This window comes from Erythrobacter sp. (assembly GCF_024305245.1).
Lineage (GTDB): Bacteria > Pseudomonadota > Alphaproteobacteria > Sphingomonadales > Sphingomonadaceae > Erythrobacter.
The window spans coordinates 75,226-93,761 of record NZ_JAMWYX010000009.1 but is presented as its reverse complement, the minus strand read 5'-3'; the positions used below and the strand labels follow the sequence as shown (position 1 = coordinate 93,761).

Genomic DNA, 18,536 nt, shown 5'->3' with positions numbered 1-18,536 from the left:
AATCCGACCATTGCCGGCATCGACGCTTCCCTTGTACGGCTGGGAGAACTGCGCAACGAAGAGAGCAGGGTCGCTGCCGAACTCACGCAGCGTCGCCAACGCTTGAGCGAGTTGCGTCGTCTGATCGAGAGCAGTGACGCGTATGGGAGCGCACTGCGGATCCAGCGGGATCGGTTGTCGATCTCCGAATGGCTCAAGCAACTCGTTCCCGAGGATCGCCCCGAGGACGTCGTGGCGATGCTTGGGGATGGCGGCCGCGAGAAGGTCGAGCAGCTGAGCGACGCGCTGTCTGCGATCGAAGTTCGTCTTCGAACCCATCCCAGCGTGTCCGATACGCTTGACAAAGAGATACATCGTTTGCGTGCAGAGGCGGAGACCTCGCTGATCCTGCTGAACGAGATCAAGCGTGAGATTGGGCTTTTGGAGCGCAACTCACAGCAGGCCAAGCAGGCGATCGACCGGTTCGACCGGATGGAGCGTTTCCTTGGGCGGCTGGAACAGGCGCTTGAGCTCTACGACAGGACGGATCAATCCGCCGGCCTTCGCCAGCAGATTGATGTGCTCAAGGCGGACATTGCCGAATTGCAGCGGCGGGTCTCGGAAGGTGAGATCCAGCGGAAGCTCCGCAACGCGATCGACAGCATCGAAGCGACGACCGGTCGCCTGATTCCACGGCTCGATGCGGAATGGCCCGAAGCGCCGGTCCGTCTGATGATCCAGGACCTGACGGTGAAGGTGATTCGCGGGACCCGGGACGACTATTTATGGGAGATCGGTAGCGGCGCGAACTGGCTCGCCTATCACGTTGCGTTGACCCTCGCTCTACAAACGTTTTTCCTGTCGCTGCCCCATCACCCCGTTCCCGGATTGCTGATCTACGATCAGCCTAGCCAGGTCTATTTTCCGCGCCGGACAGCCGGCGATCAAAAGGCCGATCCAGTTACGTGGCGCGACCAAGACGTCGAAGCCGTACGTAAAGTGTTCGCGTTGCTCGGGGAGCAGGTGGCAGCCGCCAACGGACGCCTTCAGGTTATCGTCCTCGACCATGCCGACGACGATGTATGGGGTGACCTTGATAACGTGGTACTTGCCGAACAATGGCGTGATCACGCGCTTGTTCCGCTCGGTTGGCTGAAGTCCGATCGGCCGGGATAGCTTGAGCTGAAGGATTATTTGAAGTGAACGGCAGTGCGTCGCGCGCGCCAAACAGGACTGAACACGACCAAACGCAGTCACTCATTGTCGCGGAAAATGAACGTCTTCGCCCCCTGGAAGGCGCCACTTCGTTAACGTGATCGCGCAGCGAACGTGCTATTAATAACCGTAGTTGGTCTCGTGGATGACTTGACGAACGCTCAGCGAGGCGGGGCGGTTGATGCAGGGAGGCGGCTCTTGCTGACCTCGAGTGTCACCCGGAATTTGATAAGATGTTCTGAGGTGATAATCGGCCTCTCCCAGTTTGGGAGCTCGACAAAGTTCATCGGCTTGCCACAATGCCAAAGGATTGAGCCATGTTCTGATGCATGATCTGCGCCCCTCACTCTCATTTTAGCAAGCGTAACTCCTTGCAGATGGCTATCTTTGGCGGGCACTATCTGCTGTAGCAGAAGGCGAATGGGCAACTGAGGGATCAAAGTGGCAGCGGGAAAATTCTTGAAAGGCAAACAGCTCGCTGAGTTTGCAAGCGACATTCAAGCTGGCGTCGGAGCGTTCGAAGTCGGTGATTTTGACGATCTCAGGATTATTGGGATGGCGGCGTCGCTTGCCGTGCAGATAAGGGGTCTACCAGAGCTCGACTATGCGGTTCTGTCTAGGGTTTCTGACTCTCTCTTTAACATCCCGACAGTCGCTCTGAAACCTGTTCTCAGAACTCTGAGTGAATCCGGAATGGTCAAGCTGTACGAGACCGGAAAAACCATCACCAAAATCGATCCGGATGTTCCTTATTTCGAAGACGTCTACCAGATAATTGGCGATTACTCAGATCAATATTCATTTAATGAGACAGAGCAGGCTATGGTCGCGATCATGGCCAAGCTCAAAGAGCATCCAGAGAACGCTGACCGTCTCATAGCCGGTATGGGCATCGAAAAGGGGCTTGCGCAAAGATGCCTTACCATCGGTGCTGATAGTGGCCTCATTACTCAACACCGGGCTAGAGGTCAGACGGTACTATTAAGTCCCGTTTATTTCGCTGATAACAATGCGGCTTTGGCAGATTTACTTGCAAAAGTTGGTGGTACCGATTTTAGTTACGTACTCAATATTCTTCAGTCGCATCAAGGCTGGCCTCTCTCAATGATCATCGCGAGCCAACAGGTCGCTGGTCAGCCGCTCACCACTACTCAGGTCCATCTTATAAAACTGCTCGCCGCTGAGAATATGCTAAAGCCTCCAACTCTCGAGATTGGTAGCTTCAGGGAAACTTTCCTTTTTACTCCACGTCCTGGTGCCGCCCGCCTATCCCCTGGTAATAGGGAGATTTACGAGCGAGCAATGGCTCTTCTCTCTGCAGTCAGGAAGGGACAGCTTTTACCGTTTAGTTACGCCATAAATAAACCCGCTATTCTGCTAAATGCGTTGCTACGAGACGGATATCTCGGCGCAAATACGGAGGCGTTCCGTCAATACGGTAAGGTCGCTGCGGTATTCAACATTGGTTATTTCGTTGAAACGAAACCTGGTTGGCACCAATTTCATCTTCGTAGAACAGAAGAGAACGAAGAGGCCGTGAGACTAGCAATTATGCTAGCCGAAGGTGGGTCAGCTCGCGTGGAAATGCGTCATGACAAAGAGGCGAGAGCGCTTTTGCAGATGGATGAGAAATATGTGACAAGTGTTCTTGGAAGTCGTTCTTTGAGGGAAAGGCAGAAGGTTGCGCCTAGTGCTGCTGCAAAAGAGCAGTGGGAGCAACTTACCCTTGCATTGGTGTGATATGGCGAAAAGTGACAAAGATAATCCGGCTAAAAATAGCGCATTGAAGTTCTGTGTGGCGTCGGGTATGCTGTCGTTCACCGAGGTTAATGTTTTCACATCTGTCGACTTAACGAGCGCTCCCAAAATTATTACTGATATTGATGTCTTGGGTATTTGGCTGCGTCAAGATGGGTCGATCTCTAAATCTATCTTTGACTGTAAAAGCACAGGGGGTCCTGCCATTGCCAGAGCACTCTGGCTTAGCGGCTTGCTGAAGCTAGTCGGCGCAGAGGATGGGATGCTCTTGATGGGTAAACCCGCGGAGCGAGCGCACAGGCTGGCGGCACGGCAACTCGGCATCAATGTATTTGGATCGGGTGGCTTTGATAACTTCGCCTCAGCAACTAACCCGGAGTATGCTGCTCTGAGATCGTACGGCGGGGATCTGAACAACTGGCATTTACTGCATGATGCAGCTCAGAAGTTTTCGCCCGGCGGGGAGATCCTTCACATCCTTCACCAAGAGGTGCCCCTTACGCAGGACGTAGCAAGGTCGTTCAGGAGAGTCATATCGAGGATCCTTCCGCTAAAGGGAGAGCTCAATCCAGCCAAGTCGTCGCATCTCGCGATCTTTAATGAAATCTGCGTTTGCATGGCGCTGATGCTTACAATGATGGTCGGCGACCTAAGGAACATTTTGGACCTTAACGAGGATGAGAAGGAATTTGGCCAGGTTGTCCGGTACTATCTTTGGGGTGGTCCGGAGGGAGTCGCTAATCTGCGGCGGCTGTATGAGCTGCTTCGGGCACATGACAGTAACACTGAGCAGGAAACCGCCTTGGTTGCTTGGCCCAATTTGCTTCAGCTTCTGCGTGGGTTGCTAGAAGCGCCTACAATGTTGCGAAGCCCTGCTCTTGGGCTTCGTGAGCTGGCACTCAGACAACTCGCTAAGCATGATGACATCGCCGATCGTCGCACAGGACAATTATTCGCTGAGGCCAGAAGTCGTCAATTTGCGAAACGTATTGCATTGTACTCTGCTGCAGTCTTGAAGTTGCCAACAGAATTTGCCGACCGCATTGCGGAACAAATCGATACCCTCGTCGAACTCGCCGCCACATAGGCAGCTTTAGATTTGCATCAGCCTTGCCATCGCGTGAGCCTGCGATGCCCATGTAACGGTTGAATATGCTGCGGCGCTCATTGACCAGTTGCAGGCTTCCCCAGCGCCGTCTTCGTTGCTTCCTGAACCGCCGGTTTCGGCGAAATCGGTCGTTTGGGTAGGCGGTGCCGACTGGGAGTTTTGTCCCAGATCCGGCCCATCGCAGCCGATTGGTGACCCTTGTCCGCTTTTGCGGTCGGCAAGCCAGCGACAGGACCGGGATGGGGGCGCAAAACTGACATTGTTTCCTGGACTTCTCCCGCGCCCCAAGCATTGGTGCTGTCACTGAATAGCGGCTCTCGAGCGGCCGCAGCCCCCGACGCCTAGGGCAAACCGGGGCTTCGAGTGGTGGGGGCAGCAATGGTCGCTGCTTCGATCAGGAGAACCACCAATGACAAACACCGACACTATGCTCGACATCGCAGCACGCGCCGTCGACGGCGGCGATTCAACAAACGTCGCGAAAGCTTCTAAGATGCGTCTTAAAGCCTCATCAGAGGCCCCTAAGAAGCAGGAAACGACATCGGTCCCGGCTGCTACCAGCAAGAAGACTGCCAAGTCGATCCCCGCCGGCGTGTCGATTGGGGGCGCCGCCCGCGCTGTGGCGACCGAACAATCCCGCCCGACCAAGGCTTCGGCAGTCGAGGCGTTGCTATCGCGCAAGGGCGGCGCCAGCCTCGAAGCTATGTGCGATGCAACCGGCTGGCAGGCACATACATGCCGCGCGTTCCTGACTGGCCTTAGGAAGAAGGGCAAGGAGGTGATCCGCGCGAGCGACAAGGAAGGCAAGTCGATCTACCTGATCGCCGCGGAACGGCCCAATGAATCCTCGCCTGCCGCCAAGCAGGCGGAAGAGCGGGGCAGCTGATGGGCCGGCGGGCGCTGATGACCATCGACCGGCTCGGTGAACTCGGGCCGGCCGAACTGAAGGAGGAGTGGGCGCGCTGTCATGGCGCGCCCGCACCGTCGGTCACACCGGATCTGCTGCGGCTCGGCATTGCCTACCGGCTGCAGGAGAAGAAGCAGGGCGGGCTCAGCCGCGAGAGCAAGCGACTGCTTCGACAGGCGGTCGCGCTAGCCCAGCGGGACAATGGCATGGTACCACCTTCCCGCCGACTTTCGCCGGGCACGCTGCTGGTGCGCGACTGGCACGGCACCGGTCACACCGTCACGGTGCTGAATGAAGGCTTCGAATATGATGGCCGAGCATGGCGCTCGCTCACCGCGATCGTCAAGGCGATTACCGGCACCCATCGCAACGGCCCACGCTTCTTCGGCCTGACCGGAGATGCCGCATGAAGTCGCTGCGCTGCGCGGTCTACACCCGCAAGTCGACCGAAGATGGTCTGGAGCAGGAGTTCAATAGCCTCGATGCCCAGCGCGAGGCCTGCGAGGCATATATCCTGAGCCAGCGCCATGAAGGCTGGTCACTGGTCCCGAACCATTATGATGATGGCGGGTTCTCCGGCGGCACCATGCAGCGCCCCGGTCTCGTGGCGCTGCTAGCTGATATCGATTCGGGTTTGGTCGATGTGATCGTCGTCTACAAGGTCGATCGCCTGACCCGTAGCCTCGCCGACTTCGCCAAGATCGTCGAACGGCTGGATGCAAAGCATGCCAGCTTCGTCAGCGTAACGCAGGCATTTAACACCACCACCAGCATGGGACGCCTGACCCTCAACGTGCTGCTCAGCTTCGCTCAGTTCGAGCGCGAGGTCACCGGCGAGCGCATCCGCGACAAGATCGCGGCCTCCAAGAAGAAGGGTCTGTGGATGGGCGGACCAGTGCCGCTCGGCTACCAGGTGATCGAGCGTAAGCTGTTACCGGTCCCTGAGGAAGCCGAGCGGGTGAGAACCATAATGCGCCGCTACATCGCCTCGACTTCAGCCAACCAGCTGATTGCCGAACTGGAGGCGGAAGGCATCAGAACCAAGATTCAGCATCGCGCCAGTGGACCGCACAGGGGCGGGATCCCGTTCAAGCGAGGCAGTCTGTTCCACCTGCTCTCCAATCCGATCTATCGCGGCAAGATCGTGCACAAGGGCAAGGTCTACGATGGCGAGCACGAGCCCATCGTCGATGAGGAGCTGTGGAACGCGGTGCAGGCGCGGCTGCAGCAGAAGGCGCCGCCGCGAAAGCGCAAGAGCAACGATCCGCATGAGGCGATGCTGCGCGGACTGGTGACCGATCCCGAGGGCCGTCCGATGGTCCCGACCTATACGAAGAAGGGCACGCGTCGGTATGCCTATTACGAGACCCGCAAGGATCTTGCCGCAAAAGAGGGTGCAGCGGCTCCAACCCGCATTGCGCAGTCGAGTATCGAGCGGCACATCGTGAATCACCTGACCACCCTGCTGGATGATGAGCATGCGCTACGCCGCCTCTCTGGCCTGCCGGACGCGGGCCAACTAAATGCGCTGTTCGACGCAGCAAACTGTCGCAGGTTGGAGCTGGCTCACCTGTCGACCCGTGACGACACAGTCCGGTCGTTGATCGCCAGTATTGCCATCGGCCCGGGCATCATGCGCGTCGTTATCAACCTCGCGGCGTTGGGGTCTGACAGCGAGGCGTCGCTCGAACTCCCGCTTCTAGAGCGCAAGCCGTTCCGCGAAATGAAGCTTCGGATCGACCAGACTGCAACGACAGACCGGATCGATCGCAAGCTGGTAGGCTTGATCGCCGAGGCGTGGGAGGTCCGAGAGCTGGTGCTGGCTTCGCCGGACCTCAGCCTCAATCAGCTCGGCAAGCGCGAGGGGCGCTGCCGCACGCAGCTCGGCAAGCTCTACCGACTATCATGGCTGAGCCCGCACATCGCCGAAGCGATCATCGATGGTCGCCAGCCCGCGCGGCTCAACCGCAGAGTGCTACTGGAGGCTGATCTGCCGATCTGCTGGCGGGCGCAGGAGCGTATGCTGGGGTTCGCTGCTTGATGCAGCGCCGCCGCACTTGCGGTCAGTTTTTTCCAGACAGAGATACGGGGTGAAATGAGCCGGGAAATCCGGCTCTTTCTGCGTGCTCTGACACACGCGCCGCCCAAACCACTTGAGGAATCCCGCAGAACTGCGCCGTTTCCGTCGCACGGTATGCCCGAAGGCGATTTCTGATTTTCGGGAGAGACTGTTTGGTGCGGTCGAGAAGACTCGAACTTCCACGGGCTTTCGCCCACAACGACCTCAACGTTGCGCGTCTACCAGTTCCGCCACGACCGCACTCGGGTTTGTCGGGGCAGCCAATGGCTGACCCCGCGGTAGGAGCGGGCCACTAGCAAGGGGTTCTGCGCCGCGCAAGCTCTTTGACGAAGCCCCTTGGCCTCACCATGAAAAAGCCGATCGCCTGCGCTTCAGCGCGGCGCCCAGCCGAGGTCGGCGACCGCGGCACCGGGCGGAATATTGGCGATCGCTTCGGTCACGTTGACGGTTTCGCCCGGCGCCAATTCGCGCTTCGCCGGAACGACCACCCAATCCCCGACATTGCGCTCGCGCGCGTCGCTGAACACCACCAGCAGATTGGGGACAGCCAGCGTCTCGCGTGCGGTATTGCTGATGCTGCCGCGCACGCGGAATATCTTCTCGCCATTCTCCAGTGTGTCGCTGCGCTGGTCTTCCTTCGGGAAGTCGAGCTCCAGACCCGGCTCGCCGATCCCGAAGGTCGGGCGGTTGAACGGTGCCCAGTCGGGCAGGCCATAGTAATTGACGGCAACGGCGGTGCCGCCTGCAAGCAGGGCAAAGATGACCGCAGCGATCGTCCACATCCTGAGAGCGTTGCGCCGCCGGGTAAACGGCGCGCGGTAATCGAACTGCGAACCCCCGTCATCATCATCGCCGGCATCGTCTTCGAACGGAGGCTCGGGTTCTCTGTACGGCGGAGCGGCGGTTTCCGTCTGAGGCGGCGGGGAGACAGGCGCAGCTTCGGCCTGCCGGTCGTCCGGCCCGCGCTGGGACAGGCCCCGGCGCAGCGCCCGCGCCGCGATGGTCGATTCCGGTTCGGCCGGCGCCGCTGCATCGGGCCGGTCACTTGTGCGCCAGCGGTTGATCGAAGGACCGGTGTCTTCCGAAGGCGGGGCAGAGGGCGGGGGCGCGGGGGGCGGGGGCGCGGTCGCTTCGGGCTGCGGCTGCGAATGGGGCTGCGGATCAGGCTCCGGCTCTTGCGGCGCCATCGGCGTGGTCAGTTCCAGCTCGGGCGGATCCTGAAACCAGCTGTGCTTGCACTTGGCGCAGCGCACGGTGCGGCCCTCATTGCCGATGGCGGCATCGGGCACCGCGTAGCGGGTGCTGCAGGCGGGGCAAGCGATAATCATTGCAGTATCGGCATAGTCTTCGGACTCGTCCGCACAAGAGCAAGCAAGGTGATCCGCGTCGATTAGGCACTTTTTTCCACATCGCGCGCACACTATAGGCCAATTGGCCATGTACGACTTCCCCCCGTGCGGCACCCCTGTTAGGTGCGAGCGATGAACGATCGCAGCGCCGAAATCGTGAAATTCGACAATGTCGGGCTGCGTTACGGCACCGATCCCGAAGTGCTGAGCAATCTCAGCTTCACGCTCTACCCCGGCAGCTTCTACTTTCTTACAGGGGCGAGCGGCGCGGGTAAGACCAGTTTGCTGAAACTGCTTTACCTCGCCCAGCGGCCTTCGCGCGGGGCGATCCGGATGTTCGGGCAGGATCTGATGACCATGCCGCGCGAACGCCTGCCCGATCTGCGGCAGCGGCTGGGTGTGGTGTTCCAGAACTTCCGGCTGGTGCCGCACCTGACCGCCTTCGACAATGTCGCGCTGCCGCTGCGGCTGGCCGGTGCGCCCGAGGCGCGGGTGCTGAAGGCGGTGTCGGACATGCTCGAATGGGTCGGCCTTGCGCATCGCGGGCATGCGATCCCGGCCACGCTTTCCGGCGGTGAACAGCAGCGCGTCGCCATCGCCCGCGCCGTTATCGCACGGCCGCGCATGCTGATCGCGGACGAGCCGACCGGCAACGTCGATCCCGACATGGCGCTGAAACTGCTGCGCCTGTTCGAGGCGCTGAACAATCGCGTCGGAACGACCGTGGTGGTCGCCACCCACGATGTCCACCTGCTCAAGAAAGTGCCGGATTCGCTGATCATGCGGCTGAACAAGGGCGAGCTGTCCGATCCCACCGGAGCGCTGCGCTATCCGCCGCGCCCGGCTGCCGGACCTGCCGCCGGGCCGGAGCGCGAATTGTGAGCGTGCCGCCGCTGCCCGAAGCGCCCGAGGAGGCGCCGGCCACAACCGCGACAACCCTGACCGCAAAGCCGCCGCGCGCCGCCCGCTTGCTGCCGCAGCCGCGCATGGGCGGGCTGATCCCGTGGGTGATCGCAATCCTGATCGCGCTGGTGGTGATCGCCGCTGCAGGTGGGCTCGCGCTGCGCAATCTGGCCGAGACCGCCCGCGCCGATCTCGCTTCGGCGGTGACGGTGCAGGTGATCGAGCCGAACCCCGACCTGCGCGACCAGCGCGGGCAGGCCGCGGTGGCGGTGTTGCAGGGCATGGATCTGGTCCGCTCGGTCAGGCTGGTGCCGCAAAGCGAACTTGCAGCGCTGCTCGAACCGTGGCTCGGCACGGCGGCGACCAGCGGCGATGTGCCGATCCCGGCGCTGATCGATGTCGAACTGGTGCGCCGTGCCTCGCCAGCAGAGATCGCGGCGATCGAAACCGCGCTGACGGCTGCTGTCCCCGATGCGCGGGTCGATGCGCAGGGCGATTGGCTGCGCCCGGTCTACCGCGCGCTGGCCGCGCTGCAATGGCTGGCGCTGGGCCTGATCGCGCTGATTGCGCTGGCGACCGCGGCGGCGGTTTGGCTAGCGTCGCGCAATTCGCTGGCCCAGCACCGCGAGACGGTGGAGATCATCCACCTGCTGGGCGGCACCGACCGGCAGATCACCCGCACTTTTCTGGGGACAGTGCTGCGCGAGGCGGCGTTCGGGGCGATTCTGGGCACCGCGTTCGGGCTGGGAGCGGTGTGGCTGCTCGGCCAGCAATTCGCGGCGCTCGACGCCGGAATGACGCGCGGCGGCGGGCTGGCCTTCCGCGATTGGCTGGTGATTGCCGCCGTGCCGCTGGGCGGCGTGCTGCTGGCGCTGGCGACCGCACGCATGACCATTGCGCTCGCCCTTCGCAACATGCTTTAGGCACCGCGATGATCCGCCGTATTCTTTCCGTGCTGTTCCTGATCTGGGTGATCGGCTTCCTGTGGTTCGTGGTCGCGCTGCCGCGTCCGGCGGCGGAGGCCGGGGCGACCGATGCGGTGATCGTGCCCACCGGCGGGGCTGGCCGGATCGCGCGCGGGCTGGAGGTGCTAGATACGGGGCTCGCGGACAAGATGCTCGTCAGCGGGGTCGATCCCGAGGTCAAACCCGGCGAATTCGCCGCCCAGTTCGCGGTCGAGCCCGAACAGATGGAATGCTGCGTCACGCTCGGCTTTGCGGCGGTCGATACCCGCTCCAACGCGTCCGAAACTGCCAAGTGGGTGGCGCAGAACGAGGTGCGATCATTACGGCTGGTGACGACCGACTGGCACATGCGCCGCGCTGCGGGAGAACTTGCCCGCACGCTGCCCGATCATGTCACGGTGATCCGCGACGCCGTGCCGTCGCAGCCGCAATTCGGCACGCTGTTCCTCGAATATCACAAGCTGCTCGCCAGCCGCGCGGCGGGACTGGCCGACCTTTGAGCCTGCTGATCGCCGCGCTGCGGAGCCTCGTGTTCTACGTGCTGTTCTATGGCGGCAGCGCGCTGCTGGTGGTCGCGTCGGTGGTGGCGGTTGTCGCGCGCAGGGCATGGCTGCGCGGGGTCGTGGCGCGGTGGGGGCAGTGGCACCTGTGGTGCGTGCGCCACCTGCTCGGTATCGACGTGGTCATGGACGGCGCGGTCCCCGACATGCCGGTGCTGATCGCAATGAAGCATGAAAGTTTCTTCGAGGCGATCGACACCCCGCGCCTGTTCGCCTTTCCCGCGGTGTTCGCCAAGCAGGAACTGTTCGGCATCCCCGGCTGGGGCCGTTCGGCGCGCATCTACGGCCTGATCCCGGTGGCGCGGGGCGACGGGGCCAAGACACTGCGGCAGATGCTGGCCTTGGCCAAGCAGCGCGTGGCCGAGGGCCGCCCGCTGATCATCTTTCCCGAAGGAACCCGCGTGGAGCATGGCGCGCAGCCGGGGCTGCAGGCGGGTTTCGCCGGGCTTTACAAGCTGCTGCGCCTGCCGGTGGTGCCGATCGCGGTGGATAGCGGGCGGGCCTATCATCATGTGGTGAAGCGGCCGGGCCGGATCACCTACAAGGTCGGCGAGACGATCCCCGCAGGCCTGCCGCGCGAGGAGATCGAGGCGCGGGTGCACGCAGCGATCAACGCGCTGAATGCCCAGCCGTCATTCCTGAAGGCAGACCCGGAGGCGGCTGCACACCGCGCATAGGTGCGCGGCAGCTTTCGGGAGGTCAGGTTGGTCGCCTTTATGGCGGGATGGGTTGGAAAGCAGACTGAGATCAAACCCGCGAGAAGCTTGACCAGGCGAAGGATTGAAACGGGCTGGTTGGTTTGTGGTGGCGGCGCAGGTTCGCCCGCGCCTATCCGGTCAGGATCGGTCCCAGCCATGCGTTGAAATCCGGGCTGGTATACAGGTAAGCGCCCAGAGCATTGGCGCAAAGCAAAGGCAGAGCTGCATATTTGTAGACTGGATGCAGGGCCCCACGCGACAAAAGGTCATAGGCCATCCCGGTGCCGACGATGATCCACGTCCCGCCGAACCATAAGGGCAGGGCAAGGATGAAGTCGGACACGCCCCAAACATCTGGCTGAAATAGCGCGATGATCCTCGCATGCGCCCCGCCGAGGATCGCGGCGGTGGCCAGCAGTATCAGCCGCTTGTGAGCGGGCGGGTCTGTTCGCTTGACCCACGCAAGGACCGCGAACACCGTGAAGGCCGCACAAAAGGTGCTGCTTGTTGCAAGAAACTGAGTGGTGCCGCCAGAGGGGGAATCGCGCCGGAATCCATCGAACTCGGCGGTCATTCCGGACCAGACCATCACTGCCGCAAGCGGCAACATTGCGAGGCCGAAAGTGCGGTGCCACTTCATGCGCTTTGTCGCCGCGCACCACGCCTGAATCGCCAGCAGGCCCAACCATGCCGAGAACGAAAAGACGTGGATCACCAGCGTCCACGTTGCCGGTTCGCGCACCTCGTCGAAAAACCGCCCTGTTACCGGCCGACTGAAACCGATCAGAACGATAACCACAGCATAAAGCCACAGCCCAGCCCACAATTTGCTGTCATAGGCGTGCCGCTTCGCAAATGTCTGATCCATACTCTCCCCCCGGAAGCACGCAGCCAGCGTTTGACAATCGAGGTGGCTGCGCAAAGCTTATAACTGAATTGGCGAAAGCAAGGTCGACTCGCCTGTTCTGCGAGAGTCTGTCTCAGCGTCCGCCAACTGGAGAATTTTAGGGCACCATTCCTTCAGCGAGGATTAGGCGCGAAGTCGCTGATCTGTGTCGAACCGCCGCTACCGGACGGTATTCGTCAGACTCCAGGAATGCTTTCGCCGCTGCCATGCTAGGGAACTCAAGAACGATGAGACGCCCTTGCGGAGGTTGTCCTTCGATAATTTCGGTGGCTCCGCCCCTGACAAGATAGCGGCCACCATACTGGGTAATCAGCCGCGCCGCCTCGGACTTGTATTCCTCGTAAGCCACAGGGTCGTGTACGTCTATTTCGGCAATTACAAATGCCGTTGGAGAAATCGGGCCTTCCACGCTGGGCAAGGGATCGGCATGCGCGTTTGCCAGGTCAGAGGCCCCTTGCGCCAAGACTGGCGATTGAGTGATGAGCAGGAGTGGCAGCGATGACCAAATTGAACGCATGGTAACCTCCAGATTGCTTCGGTTGAGATGGCGCGCATTAGGATCAAAGCAACCCTCGCAATGGAATCGTTAGCCGCGCGGCCACTCCTATTGAATGGGCAACCCTGTGAAACAATCGTCTATTGGGACGGATAGCTGAAAGGCTGCTTCTTGGAAAAATCCGGGCTCCAGCAGCCGAACTTGTTTCAGGATCGCGCCGCATCCATCAGGACAATGTCCCAGCGATACGTGGCGGGCGCAGTGAGCTGCGCAACAGAAGTCGGCGCGCCAGCTCCTATGTCCTTGTAAAGGAAATCCTTGGCATTGGCCTCGGTCTCCTCTGGAAAATACATCTGCGCCACCAGACGGTGGGCGCTGCCCACCACGTCAAAGTGGATGTGCGGCGTGCGAACACCAAGCGGTGTGTCGTAGAATTTCGGCTTGATCGTCCTGATCCGCCACTCGCCGCTATTGCCGGTAACCAGCTTGGCTACGCCTTGAAAATTGGGGTCCAGCGGTGCGGTGTTCTGTTCATTGTCATGAGCGTATCGCCCCACCGAGTTGGCTTGCCAGATATCCAGAGCGGCATTCTTCATCGGCTTGCCGTATCGGTCGAGCACACGGCCGCTGACTTCGATAACCTCGCCCAACGCCCGGGTCGTGTGACCTTTGAGCATGGTCATGTCGAAGTCATCCTCACCGCGATACCCGACCGGATAGAACGGCCCCAGCGGCGATTCAGCCGTGATCGAGGGAGCAGCACCTTGCGCAAGGCCGCGCGTGGCTGCGAAGGCGCCGGCGGCAAGGACAGTCCCGGCAAAGGCACGCCGCGATAGGGCGCTTTCAAACTTGCTCATTCCTCTTCCCTTCCCTGGATGGCGCATGCTCGACGTATCAAATCATTTTGCGTCGATCCGATCAGCAGGCGGTAAAGCCCAGTTCACGCCGACAAAGCAGGATAACGCGCTACTTTCTGTGCGCAGTGGTAACGCACTGGCGTTGTCGCAAATTGCAGCGCGCCAAAGCGGTGGTCAATCACCGCTACCGTCAAAAGAACGTCAATTCTGACACGCTGCGGCCCTCGGCTGCACCGCAACAGTTCAAAACGTCGACTGGAGGTCTTTCAGGCGCGCTTTCCTACTTGGGGCTGACCTGCCAGCTACGCCCGCATGACCTGCAGGCATCTCCCCTTTTCCCATCGCGTACAGCTGTGCTCCGCCGGCCCGCGTGGGGCGGGCGGTCTTTGTGTTCCTGGACAGTGTCTCATGTGTCTCCTACAGGCGCGCCGGCAGGAGCGGGGGCGGACTAGTGATCCCGTCCGAAATCGGGGCGCTCGTCGTCCTGCCCTTGCTCGATCACCTGCCGCCGGATCGCGCGGGTGCGGGTGAACAGGTCGAACAGAGTGTCCCCGTCGCCCGATCGGATCGCACGCTGCAGCGCGGTGAGATCTTCGGAAAAGCGCCCCAGCATCTCCAGCACGGCGCCGCGATTGGTCAGAAACACGTCGCGCCACATGACCGGATCGGACGCGGCGATGCGGGTGAAATCGCGAAAGCCCCCGGCGGAGTACTTGATGACTTCGCTCTGGGTCACGTCCTCCAGATCGCTGGCGGTGCCGACGATGGTGTAGGCGATGAGGTGCGGGATGTGGCTGGTGACGGCGAGCACCAGATCGTGGTGGGCGGCGTCCATCAACTCGACCTTGGAGCCGAGCGCCGTCCAGAAACCGGAGAGTGCCGCGAGCGCCGCCGGATCGCAGTCTTCAGGGGGAGTGATGATGCACCAGCGGCCCGCGAACAGGGTGGCAAACCCCGCCTCCGGCCCGCTTTGCTCGGTGCCTGCGACCGGGTGGGCGGGGATGATGCAGGCGCCCGGCAGCGCCGCGGCGAGCGCCTCGGCCACGGCGGCCTTGGACGATCCGACGTCGCTGACGATGGCATGCGGGGCGAGGCCGGGCGCAAGCTCACGCGCCGCTGCGCCCATCGCGCCGACAGGCACGCACAGGATTACGAGATCGGCATTGGCCACGGCTTCGGCGGCGCTGTCGCACACCGTATCGACCAGCCCGCGCTCCCCGGCCCGCTTGCGCACGTCCGGATCACGGTCGAAGCCGGTGGTGGCGATGTCCAGCCCGCGTGCCTTGACCGCCAGCCCGATCGAGCCGCCCAGCAGGCCCAGCCCGATGATCGCGACGCGGGTGATCGTCATGCCGCCTCGCCGCACAGGGTGCGCAGGGCGGCAATCACGCGGGTCATGTCGTTCGACTTGCCGATGGTGATGCGCAGGGCATTGGGCAGGCCCTGCGAGGGCAGATGGCGCACGGCATATCCGGCATCCGACAACGCCTCCAGCGCGGCGGCGGCGGTCACCTCGCCATCGAAATGCACCAGCAGGAAATTGGCCTCGCTGGGGGAGGCCGACAGACCATGATTACCCAGCGCAGCGATCGCCTCGACCAGCCGCGCGCGTTCGGCGGCGTTGTGGATGCGGGTGGCGGCGACGAAATCCTGATCGCCCAGCGCCGCCAGCGCGGCCTTCTGCCCGCTGACCGAGACATTGAACGCGCCGCGCAGCCGGTTGACCAGATCGATCAGATGCGGCGAGCCCGTCACCCAGCCGACCCGCTCGGATGCGAGGCCGTAAGCCTTGGAGAAGGTGCGGCTGACCAGCACGTTCTCATGGCGCGCCGCCAGTTCGAAGGCGGCGTGCGGGTGCGCCGGATCAACGTACTCGCCGTAGGCTTCGTCCACCACCAGCAGTACGTCCGAAGGCAACCCAGCGTGCAGGCGGGCGACTTCGGACGGGGGCAGAAAGCTGCCGACCGGATTGTTCGGGTTGTCGAGCAGCACCACGCGGGTCTGCGGGGTCACCGCCGCCAGCAGGTTATCGACCGAGGCGGTATAGCCATCATCCTCGGCAAACACCGGTGTCGCTCCGACCTTGTGCGCCAGCAGCGGGTAGAGCGAGAAGGAATAGCGCGAGGCCAGCACCTCATCGCCAACCCCCGCCAATGCCTGCACCGCGCAGTGCAGCAATTCGCCGGAGCCCGTGCCGCAGACGATCCGCGCCGGATCAAGGCCGTGCACTGCCGCAATCTTCTCCCGCAACGCGCGGGCATCGGGATCGGGATAATCGGCGGGATTATGCGCTTCGGCCAAGGCAGCACGCGCCGCAGGGCTGCTGCCGAGCGGGTTCTCGTTGGCGGAAAGCTTGGTCAGCGGGGTGCCGCTCGCCGATTCGGACTTGCCCGGCACATAGGCGTGGATCTGCGCGATCCAGGGCTTTGGCCAGGGCTTTGGTTGAGGTCTGGTGATGGTCATCGTGATGTGCCGCTTGAAGAAAAGGCAGTGCTTCGACAAGCGCAGCACGAACGGAATGCAGAAAAAATCCCTCTAACCGTTCGCCCCGAGCTTGTCGAAGGGCTGTTTTTCCGCTTTGCGCTTTCTGGCAATGGCACCCGCTAGCTCTTCCTCGATCTATCACATCCCCCACTCCCTGCCGCTCGACAGCGGACAGGCGCTGGAGGGTGCGCAGATTGCCTATGAGACTTATGGCACGCTCGCGGATGACAAGAGCAACGCGGTGCTGGTGTGCCACGCGCTGACCGGCGACCAGTACCTCGCCAGCCCGCATCCGATCACCGGCAAGCCGGGTTGGTGGGAACGGATGGTCGGGCCGGGCAAGCCGATCGATACCAATCGCCATTTCGTGATCTGCGCCAATGTCATCGGTTCCTGCATGGGATCGACCGGGCCCGCCAGCCTCGCGCCCGATGGCGCGCCCTATGCGATGCGCTTCCCCGTCATCACCATTCGCGACATGGTGCGCGGGCTGGTGGCGCTGCTGGACGGGTTGGAGATCGCACGGCTGCACGCTGTGGTCGGCGGGTCGATGGGCGGGATGCAGGCATTGAGCCTCGCCGCCAACTGGCCCGAGCGTGCGGCGCGGGTGCTGGTGATCGCCTCGACCGCGCGCCATTCGGCGCAGAACATCGCCTTTCACGAAGTCGGGCGGCAGGCGATCATGGCCGATCCGGCCTGGGCGGACGGCGATTACTACGCCAGCGATGCCAGGCCCGACAATGGCCTCGCCGTGGCGCGGATGGCGGCGCATATCACCTATCTTTCCGAAGCCGGGCTGACCGAGAAGTTCGGGCGCCGGTTGCAGGACCGGGACGCGAAAGGGTTCGGCTTCGATGCCGAGTTTCAGGTCGAAAGCTACCTGCGCTATCAGGGCAGCGGCTTTACCCGGCGGTTCGATGCCAACAGCTACCTCTACATCACGCGCGCAATGGATTACTTCGACATCGCGGAGGAACATGGCGGGAAGCTGGCCACCGCCTTCGCAGGCACCAATGCGCGGTTCTGCCTCGTCAGCTTCGATACCGACTGGCTGTATCCCACCGCCGAAAGCCGCCATGTGGTGCACGCGTTGAACGCGGCGGGGGCGAAGGTCAGCTTCGTCGAACTCAGCGCGCCCAATGGACATGACAGCTTCCTGCTCGAACACGACCAGCTCGACCGGGTGGTGAAGGGGTTCGTCGAATGAGCCTGCGCCCCGATCTTGCCGCCATCGCCGCCCACGTCGCGCCCGGCAGCCGGGTGCTCGACATCGGTTGCGGTGACGGCGCGCTAATGGCCGAACTGGAAAGCGCCAGCGGCTGCGATGCGCGCGGGATCGAACTGGACGGCGAACTGGTCGAACGCTGCGTATCGCGCGGGCTGAGCGTGGTGCAGGGCGATGCCAATGCCGACCTTGCCAATTACCCCGACAAGGCGTTCGATTACGCGATCCTCAGCCAGACTTTGCAGACCGCGACCCGGCCCGACCTGATCCTTGATGAACTGCTGCGGGTGGGGCGCCGGGCCTTCGTTTCATTCCCCAATTTCGCGCATTGGCGCACGCGCGCGGCGCTGATGCTGGGCGGGCGGATGCCGGTGACGCGCGCGCTGCCGGTGAGCTGGTACGAAACCCAGAACATCCACCACGTTACGGTGGATGATTTCCGCGATCTGGCGCGGCTGAAAGGCGCGGCTATCGAGCGCGCGTGGTTCTTTGCCAATGAACAGCAAATCGGCGCGCCAGCAGCAAACTGGCGCGCCGAATTCGCGGTGTTCGAATTGAGCCGGTAGGGTTCAGCCTACGCGGTGCAACATGCACAGCTTGTGGCCATCGGGATCGAGCACATAGCCGAGGTTGAGCGTGCCCATCGATCCGGTGCGCGGGCCCGGCGGGTCTTCGATCGACTTGCCACCGGCGGCAACCGCCGCGTCGTGGAAGGCCTGCACCTGCTCAAGGCTGTCGCAGGCGAAGCCTATCGTGGCTCCATTTGCGCAGCTCGCAGGCTCATCGTTGATCGGTTGCGAGATCCCGAAGATGCTGCCGCCGTGCATGTAGAACAGGCGTTTGTGGCCGGTGCCCGCCTCGTTGATCATCCCGGGGCCGGCCCCGAGGACGCCGAGTACCGCATCGTAGAATGCCTTGGCGCGATCAATATCATTGGTGCCGATCATCACGTGACTGAACATTGTGTGAGGTCTCCTCTCATAAGACACGTTGCGGATTAGGACGGATTGCCCGGTGCGGCAATCGGCTTTTCCGGTAGCCACAG

Annotated in this window: 20 protein-coding genes and 1 tRNA gene; 13 read left to right on the top strand and 8 right to left on the bottom strand. The window is 62.2% G+C overall.

Annotated features, from left to right (window positions below):
- The first annotated feature begins 102 nt into the window (after positions 1–102).
- From Q0L48_RS12825 to Q0L48_RS12800, 6 genes are all read left to right on the top strand, one after another.
- Complete coding sequence (locus Q0L48_RS12825) at positions 103–1,155, top strand: DUF3732 domain-containing protein (RefSeq protein ID WP_296721560.1); 1,053 nt, start codon at positions 103–105, stop codon at positions 1,153–1,155.
- Positions 1,156–1,635: 480 nt separating this feature from the next.
- Entirely contained in the window at positions 1,636–2,934 is a 1,299-nt protein-coding gene (locus tag Q0L48_RS12820; RefSeq protein WP_296721558.1) for a hypothetical protein, read from the top strand.
- Complete coding sequence (locus Q0L48_RS12815; RefSeq protein ID WP_296721556.1) at positions 2,885–4,039, top strand: hypothetical protein; 1,155 nt, start codon at positions 2,885–2,887, stop codon at positions 4,037–4,039. The genes Q0L48_RS12820 and Q0L48_RS12815 overlap by 50 nt, the downstream gene beginning before the upstream one ends.
- Before the next feature lie 430 nt (positions 4,040–4,469).
- Positions 4,470–4,946 (top strand): DUF3489 domain-containing protein, encoded by a 477-nt coding sequence (locus tag Q0L48_RS12810; protein ID WP_296721554.1) that lies wholly within the window; start codon positions 4,470–4,472, stop codon positions 4,944–4,946.
- Positions 4,947–4,963: 17 nt separating this feature from the next.
- On the top strand, positions 4,964–5,377 hold the full coding sequence (locus Q0L48_RS12805) for a DUF2924 domain-containing protein (protein WP_296721552.1): 414 nt from the start codon (positions 4,964–4,966) through the stop codon (positions 5,375–5,377).
- A complete protein-coding gene (locus Q0L48_RS12800; RefSeq protein WP_296721551.1) occupies positions 5,374–7,008 on the top strand; it encodes a recombinase family protein in 1,635 nt (544 codons plus the stop codon). The genes Q0L48_RS12805 and Q0L48_RS12800 overlap by 4 nt, the downstream gene beginning before the upstream one ends.
- A gap of 192 nt (positions 7,009–7,200) precedes the next feature.
- Here the strand turns inward: Q0L48_RS12800 and Q0L48_RS12795 are convergent.
- Positions 7,201–7,287, bottom strand: a tRNA-Leu gene (locus Q0L48_RS12795).
- A gap of 131 nt (positions 7,288–7,418) precedes the next feature.
- The gene (locus tag Q0L48_RS12790; RefSeq protein ID WP_296721550.1) at positions 7,419–8,375 is read right to left on the bottom strand and encodes a zinc-ribbon domain-containing protein; all 957 of its coding nucleotides are present in this window, start codon (positions 8,373–8,375) and stop codon (positions 7,419–7,421) included.
- 153 nt (positions 8,376–8,528) lie between these two features.
- On the opposite strand from Q0L48_RS12790, the gene ftsE reads away from it, so the two are divergent.
- The 4 genes from ftsE to Q0L48_RS12770 are packed head-to-tail and all read left to right on the top strand — an operon-like array spanning position 8,529 to position 11,501.
- Complete coding sequence (gene ftsE / locus Q0L48_RS12785; RefSeq protein WP_296721549.1) at positions 8,529–9,278, top strand: cell division ATP-binding protein FtsE; 750 nt, start codon at positions 8,529–8,531, stop codon at positions 9,276–9,278.
- Positions 9,275–10,222: an FtsX-like permease family protein gene (locus Q0L48_RS12780; protein WP_296721548.1), complete on the top strand. Its 948-nt coding sequence runs from the start codon at positions 9,275–9,277 to the stop codon at positions 10,220–10,222. Before ftsE ends, Q0L48_RS12780 begins: the two co-directional genes overlap by 4 nt.
- A gap of 8 nt (positions 10,223–10,230) precedes the next feature.
- Positions 10,231–10,764 (top strand): YdcF family protein, encoded by a 534-nt coding sequence (locus Q0L48_RS12775; protein WP_296721544.1) that lies wholly within the window; start codon positions 10,231–10,233, stop codon positions 10,762–10,764.
- Positions 10,761–11,501 (top strand): lysophospholipid acyltransferase family protein, encoded by a 741-nt coding sequence (locus Q0L48_RS12770; protein ID WP_367274043.1) that lies wholly within the window; start codon positions 10,761–10,763, stop codon positions 11,499–11,501. The genes Q0L48_RS12775 and Q0L48_RS12770 overlap by 4 nt, the downstream gene beginning before the upstream one ends.
- Positions 11,502–11,652: 151 nt before the next feature.
- Here the strand turns inward: Q0L48_RS12770 and Q0L48_RS12765 are convergent, their stop codons facing one another.
- The 3 genes from Q0L48_RS12765 to Q0L48_RS12755 all read right to left on the bottom strand — a co-directional run bounded on the left by Q0L48_RS12765 (position 11,653) and on the right by Q0L48_RS12755 (position 13,782).
- Positions 11,653–12,390, bottom strand: coding sequence for a hypothetical protein (locus tag Q0L48_RS12765; protein WP_296721542.1), 738 nt, complete (start codon positions 12,388–12,390; stop codon positions 11,653–11,655).
- 136 nt (positions 12,391–12,526) lie between these two features.
- On the bottom strand, positions 12,527–12,946 hold the full coding sequence (locus Q0L48_RS12760) for a DUF1330 domain-containing protein (RefSeq protein ID WP_296721540.1): 420 nt from the start codon (positions 12,944–12,946) through the stop codon (positions 12,527–12,529).
- 185 nt (positions 12,947–13,131) lie between these two features.
- Entirely contained in the window at positions 13,132–13,782 is a 651-nt protein-coding gene (locus tag Q0L48_RS12755; RefSeq protein ID WP_296721538.1) for a protocatechuate 3,4-dioxygenase, read from the bottom strand.
- A 25-nt stretch (positions 13,783–13,807) separates the two neighbouring features.
- Between Q0L48_RS12755 and Q0L48_RS12750 the strand changes: the two genes are divergently transcribed.
- Positions 13,808–13,993, top strand: a complete 186-nt coding sequence (locus Q0L48_RS12750) for a hypothetical protein (RefSeq protein ID WP_296721537.1) — start codon at positions 13,808–13,810, stop codon at positions 13,991–13,993.
- A 237-nt stretch (positions 13,994–14,230) separates the two neighbouring features.
- Here Q0L48_RS12750 and Q0L48_RS12745 read toward each other — a convergent pair whose 3' ends face one another.
- Complete coding sequence (locus Q0L48_RS12745; protein ID WP_296721536.1) at positions 14,231–15,133, bottom strand: prephenate/arogenate dehydrogenase family protein; 903 nt, start codon at positions 15,131–15,133, stop codon at positions 14,231–14,233.
- The gene (locus Q0L48_RS12740; protein WP_296721534.1) at positions 15,130–16,245 is read right to left on the bottom strand and encodes a histidinol-phosphate transaminase; all 1,116 of its coding nucleotides are present in this window, start codon (positions 16,243–16,245) and stop codon (positions 15,130–15,132) included. The genes Q0L48_RS12745 and Q0L48_RS12740 overlap by 4 nt, the downstream gene beginning before the upstream one ends.
- Before the next feature lie 130 nt (positions 16,246–16,375).
- Between Q0L48_RS12740 and Q0L48_RS12735 the strand changes: the two genes are divergently transcribed.
- Both Q0L48_RS12735 and metW read left to right on the top strand, forming a co-directional pair.
- A complete protein-coding gene (locus tag Q0L48_RS12735; protein ID WP_296721533.1) occupies positions 16,376–17,473 on the top strand; it encodes a homoserine O-acetyltransferase in 1,098 nt (365 codons plus the stop codon).
- Positions 17,470–18,057: a methionine biosynthesis protein MetW gene (gene metW, locus Q0L48_RS12730; protein ID WP_296721531.1), complete on the top strand. Its 588-nt coding sequence runs from the start codon at positions 17,470–17,472 to the stop codon at positions 18,055–18,057. Before Q0L48_RS12735 ends, metW begins: the two co-directional genes overlap by 4 nt.
- 3 nt (positions 18,058–18,060) lie before the next feature.
- On the opposite strand, the gene Q0L48_RS12725 is transcribed toward metW, so the two are convergent.
- Positions 18,061–18,453: a VOC family protein gene (locus Q0L48_RS12725; protein WP_296721530.1), complete on the bottom strand. Its 393-nt coding sequence runs from the start codon at positions 18,451–18,453 to the stop codon at positions 18,061–18,063.
- Positions 18,454–18,536 lie beyond the last annotated feature (83 nt).

Excerpts from the sequence above, each read along its gene's own strand:
- Q0L48_RS12745 (WP_296721536.1), bottom strand. The coding sequence starts at position 15,133 with ATGACGATCACCCGCGTCGCGATCATCGGGCTGGGCCTGCTGGGCGGC.
- Q0L48_RS12750 (WP_296721537.1), top strand. The coding sequence starts at position 13,808 with ATGCTCGACGTATCAAATCATTTTGCGTCGATCCGATCAGCAGGCGGT.
- Q0L48_RS12740 (WP_296721534.1), bottom strand. The coding sequence starts at position 16,245 with ATGACCATCACCAGACCTCAACCAAAGCCCTGGCCAAAGCCCTGGATC.
- Q0L48_RS12775 (WP_296721544.1), top strand. The coding sequence starts at position 10,231 with ATGATCCGCCGTATTCTTTCCGTGCTGTTCCTGATCTGGGTGATCGGC.
- Q0L48_RS12805 (WP_296721552.1), top strand. The coding sequence starts at position 4,964 with ATGACCATCGACCGGCTCGGTGAACTCGGGCCGGCCGAACTGAAGGAG.
- Q0L48_RS12765 (WP_296721542.1), bottom strand. The coding sequence starts at position 12,390 with ATGGATCAGACATTTGCGAAGCGGCACGCCTATGACAGCAAATTGTGG.
- Q0L48_RS12790 (WP_296721550.1), bottom strand. The coding sequence starts at position 8,375 with ATGATTATCGCTTGCCCCGCCTGCAGCACCCGCTACGCGGTGCCCGAT.
- ftsE (WP_296721549.1), top strand. The coding sequence starts at position 8,529 with ATGAACGATCGCAGCGCCGAAATCGTGAAATTCGACAATGTCGGGCTG.
- Q0L48_RS12755 (WP_296721538.1), bottom strand. The coding sequence starts at position 13,782 with ATGAGCAAGTTTGAAAGCGCCCTATCGCGGCGTGCCTTTGCCGGGACT.
- metW (WP_296721531.1), top strand. The coding sequence starts at position 17,470 with ATGAGCCTGCGCCCCGATCTTGCCGCCATCGCCGCCCACGTCGCGCCC.
- Q0L48_RS12735 (WP_296721533.1), top strand. The coding sequence starts at position 16,376 with ATGGCACCCGCTAGCTCTTCCTCGATCTATCACATCCCCCACTCCCTG.
- Q0L48_RS12725 (WP_296721530.1), bottom strand. The coding sequence starts at position 18,453 with ATGTTCAGTCACGTGATGATCGGCACCAATGATATTGATCGCGCCAAG.
- Q0L48_RS12800 (WP_296721551.1), top strand. The coding sequence starts at position 5,374 with ATGAAGTCGCTGCGCTGCGCGGTCTACACCCGCAAGTCGACCGAAGAT.
- Q0L48_RS12760 (WP_296721540.1), bottom strand. The coding sequence starts at position 12,946 with ATGCGTTCAATTTGGTCATCGCTGCCACTCCTGCTCATCACTCAATCG.
- Q0L48_RS12810 (WP_296721554.1), top strand. The coding sequence starts at position 4,470 with ATGACAAACACCGACACTATGCTCGACATCGCAGCACGCGCCGTCGAC.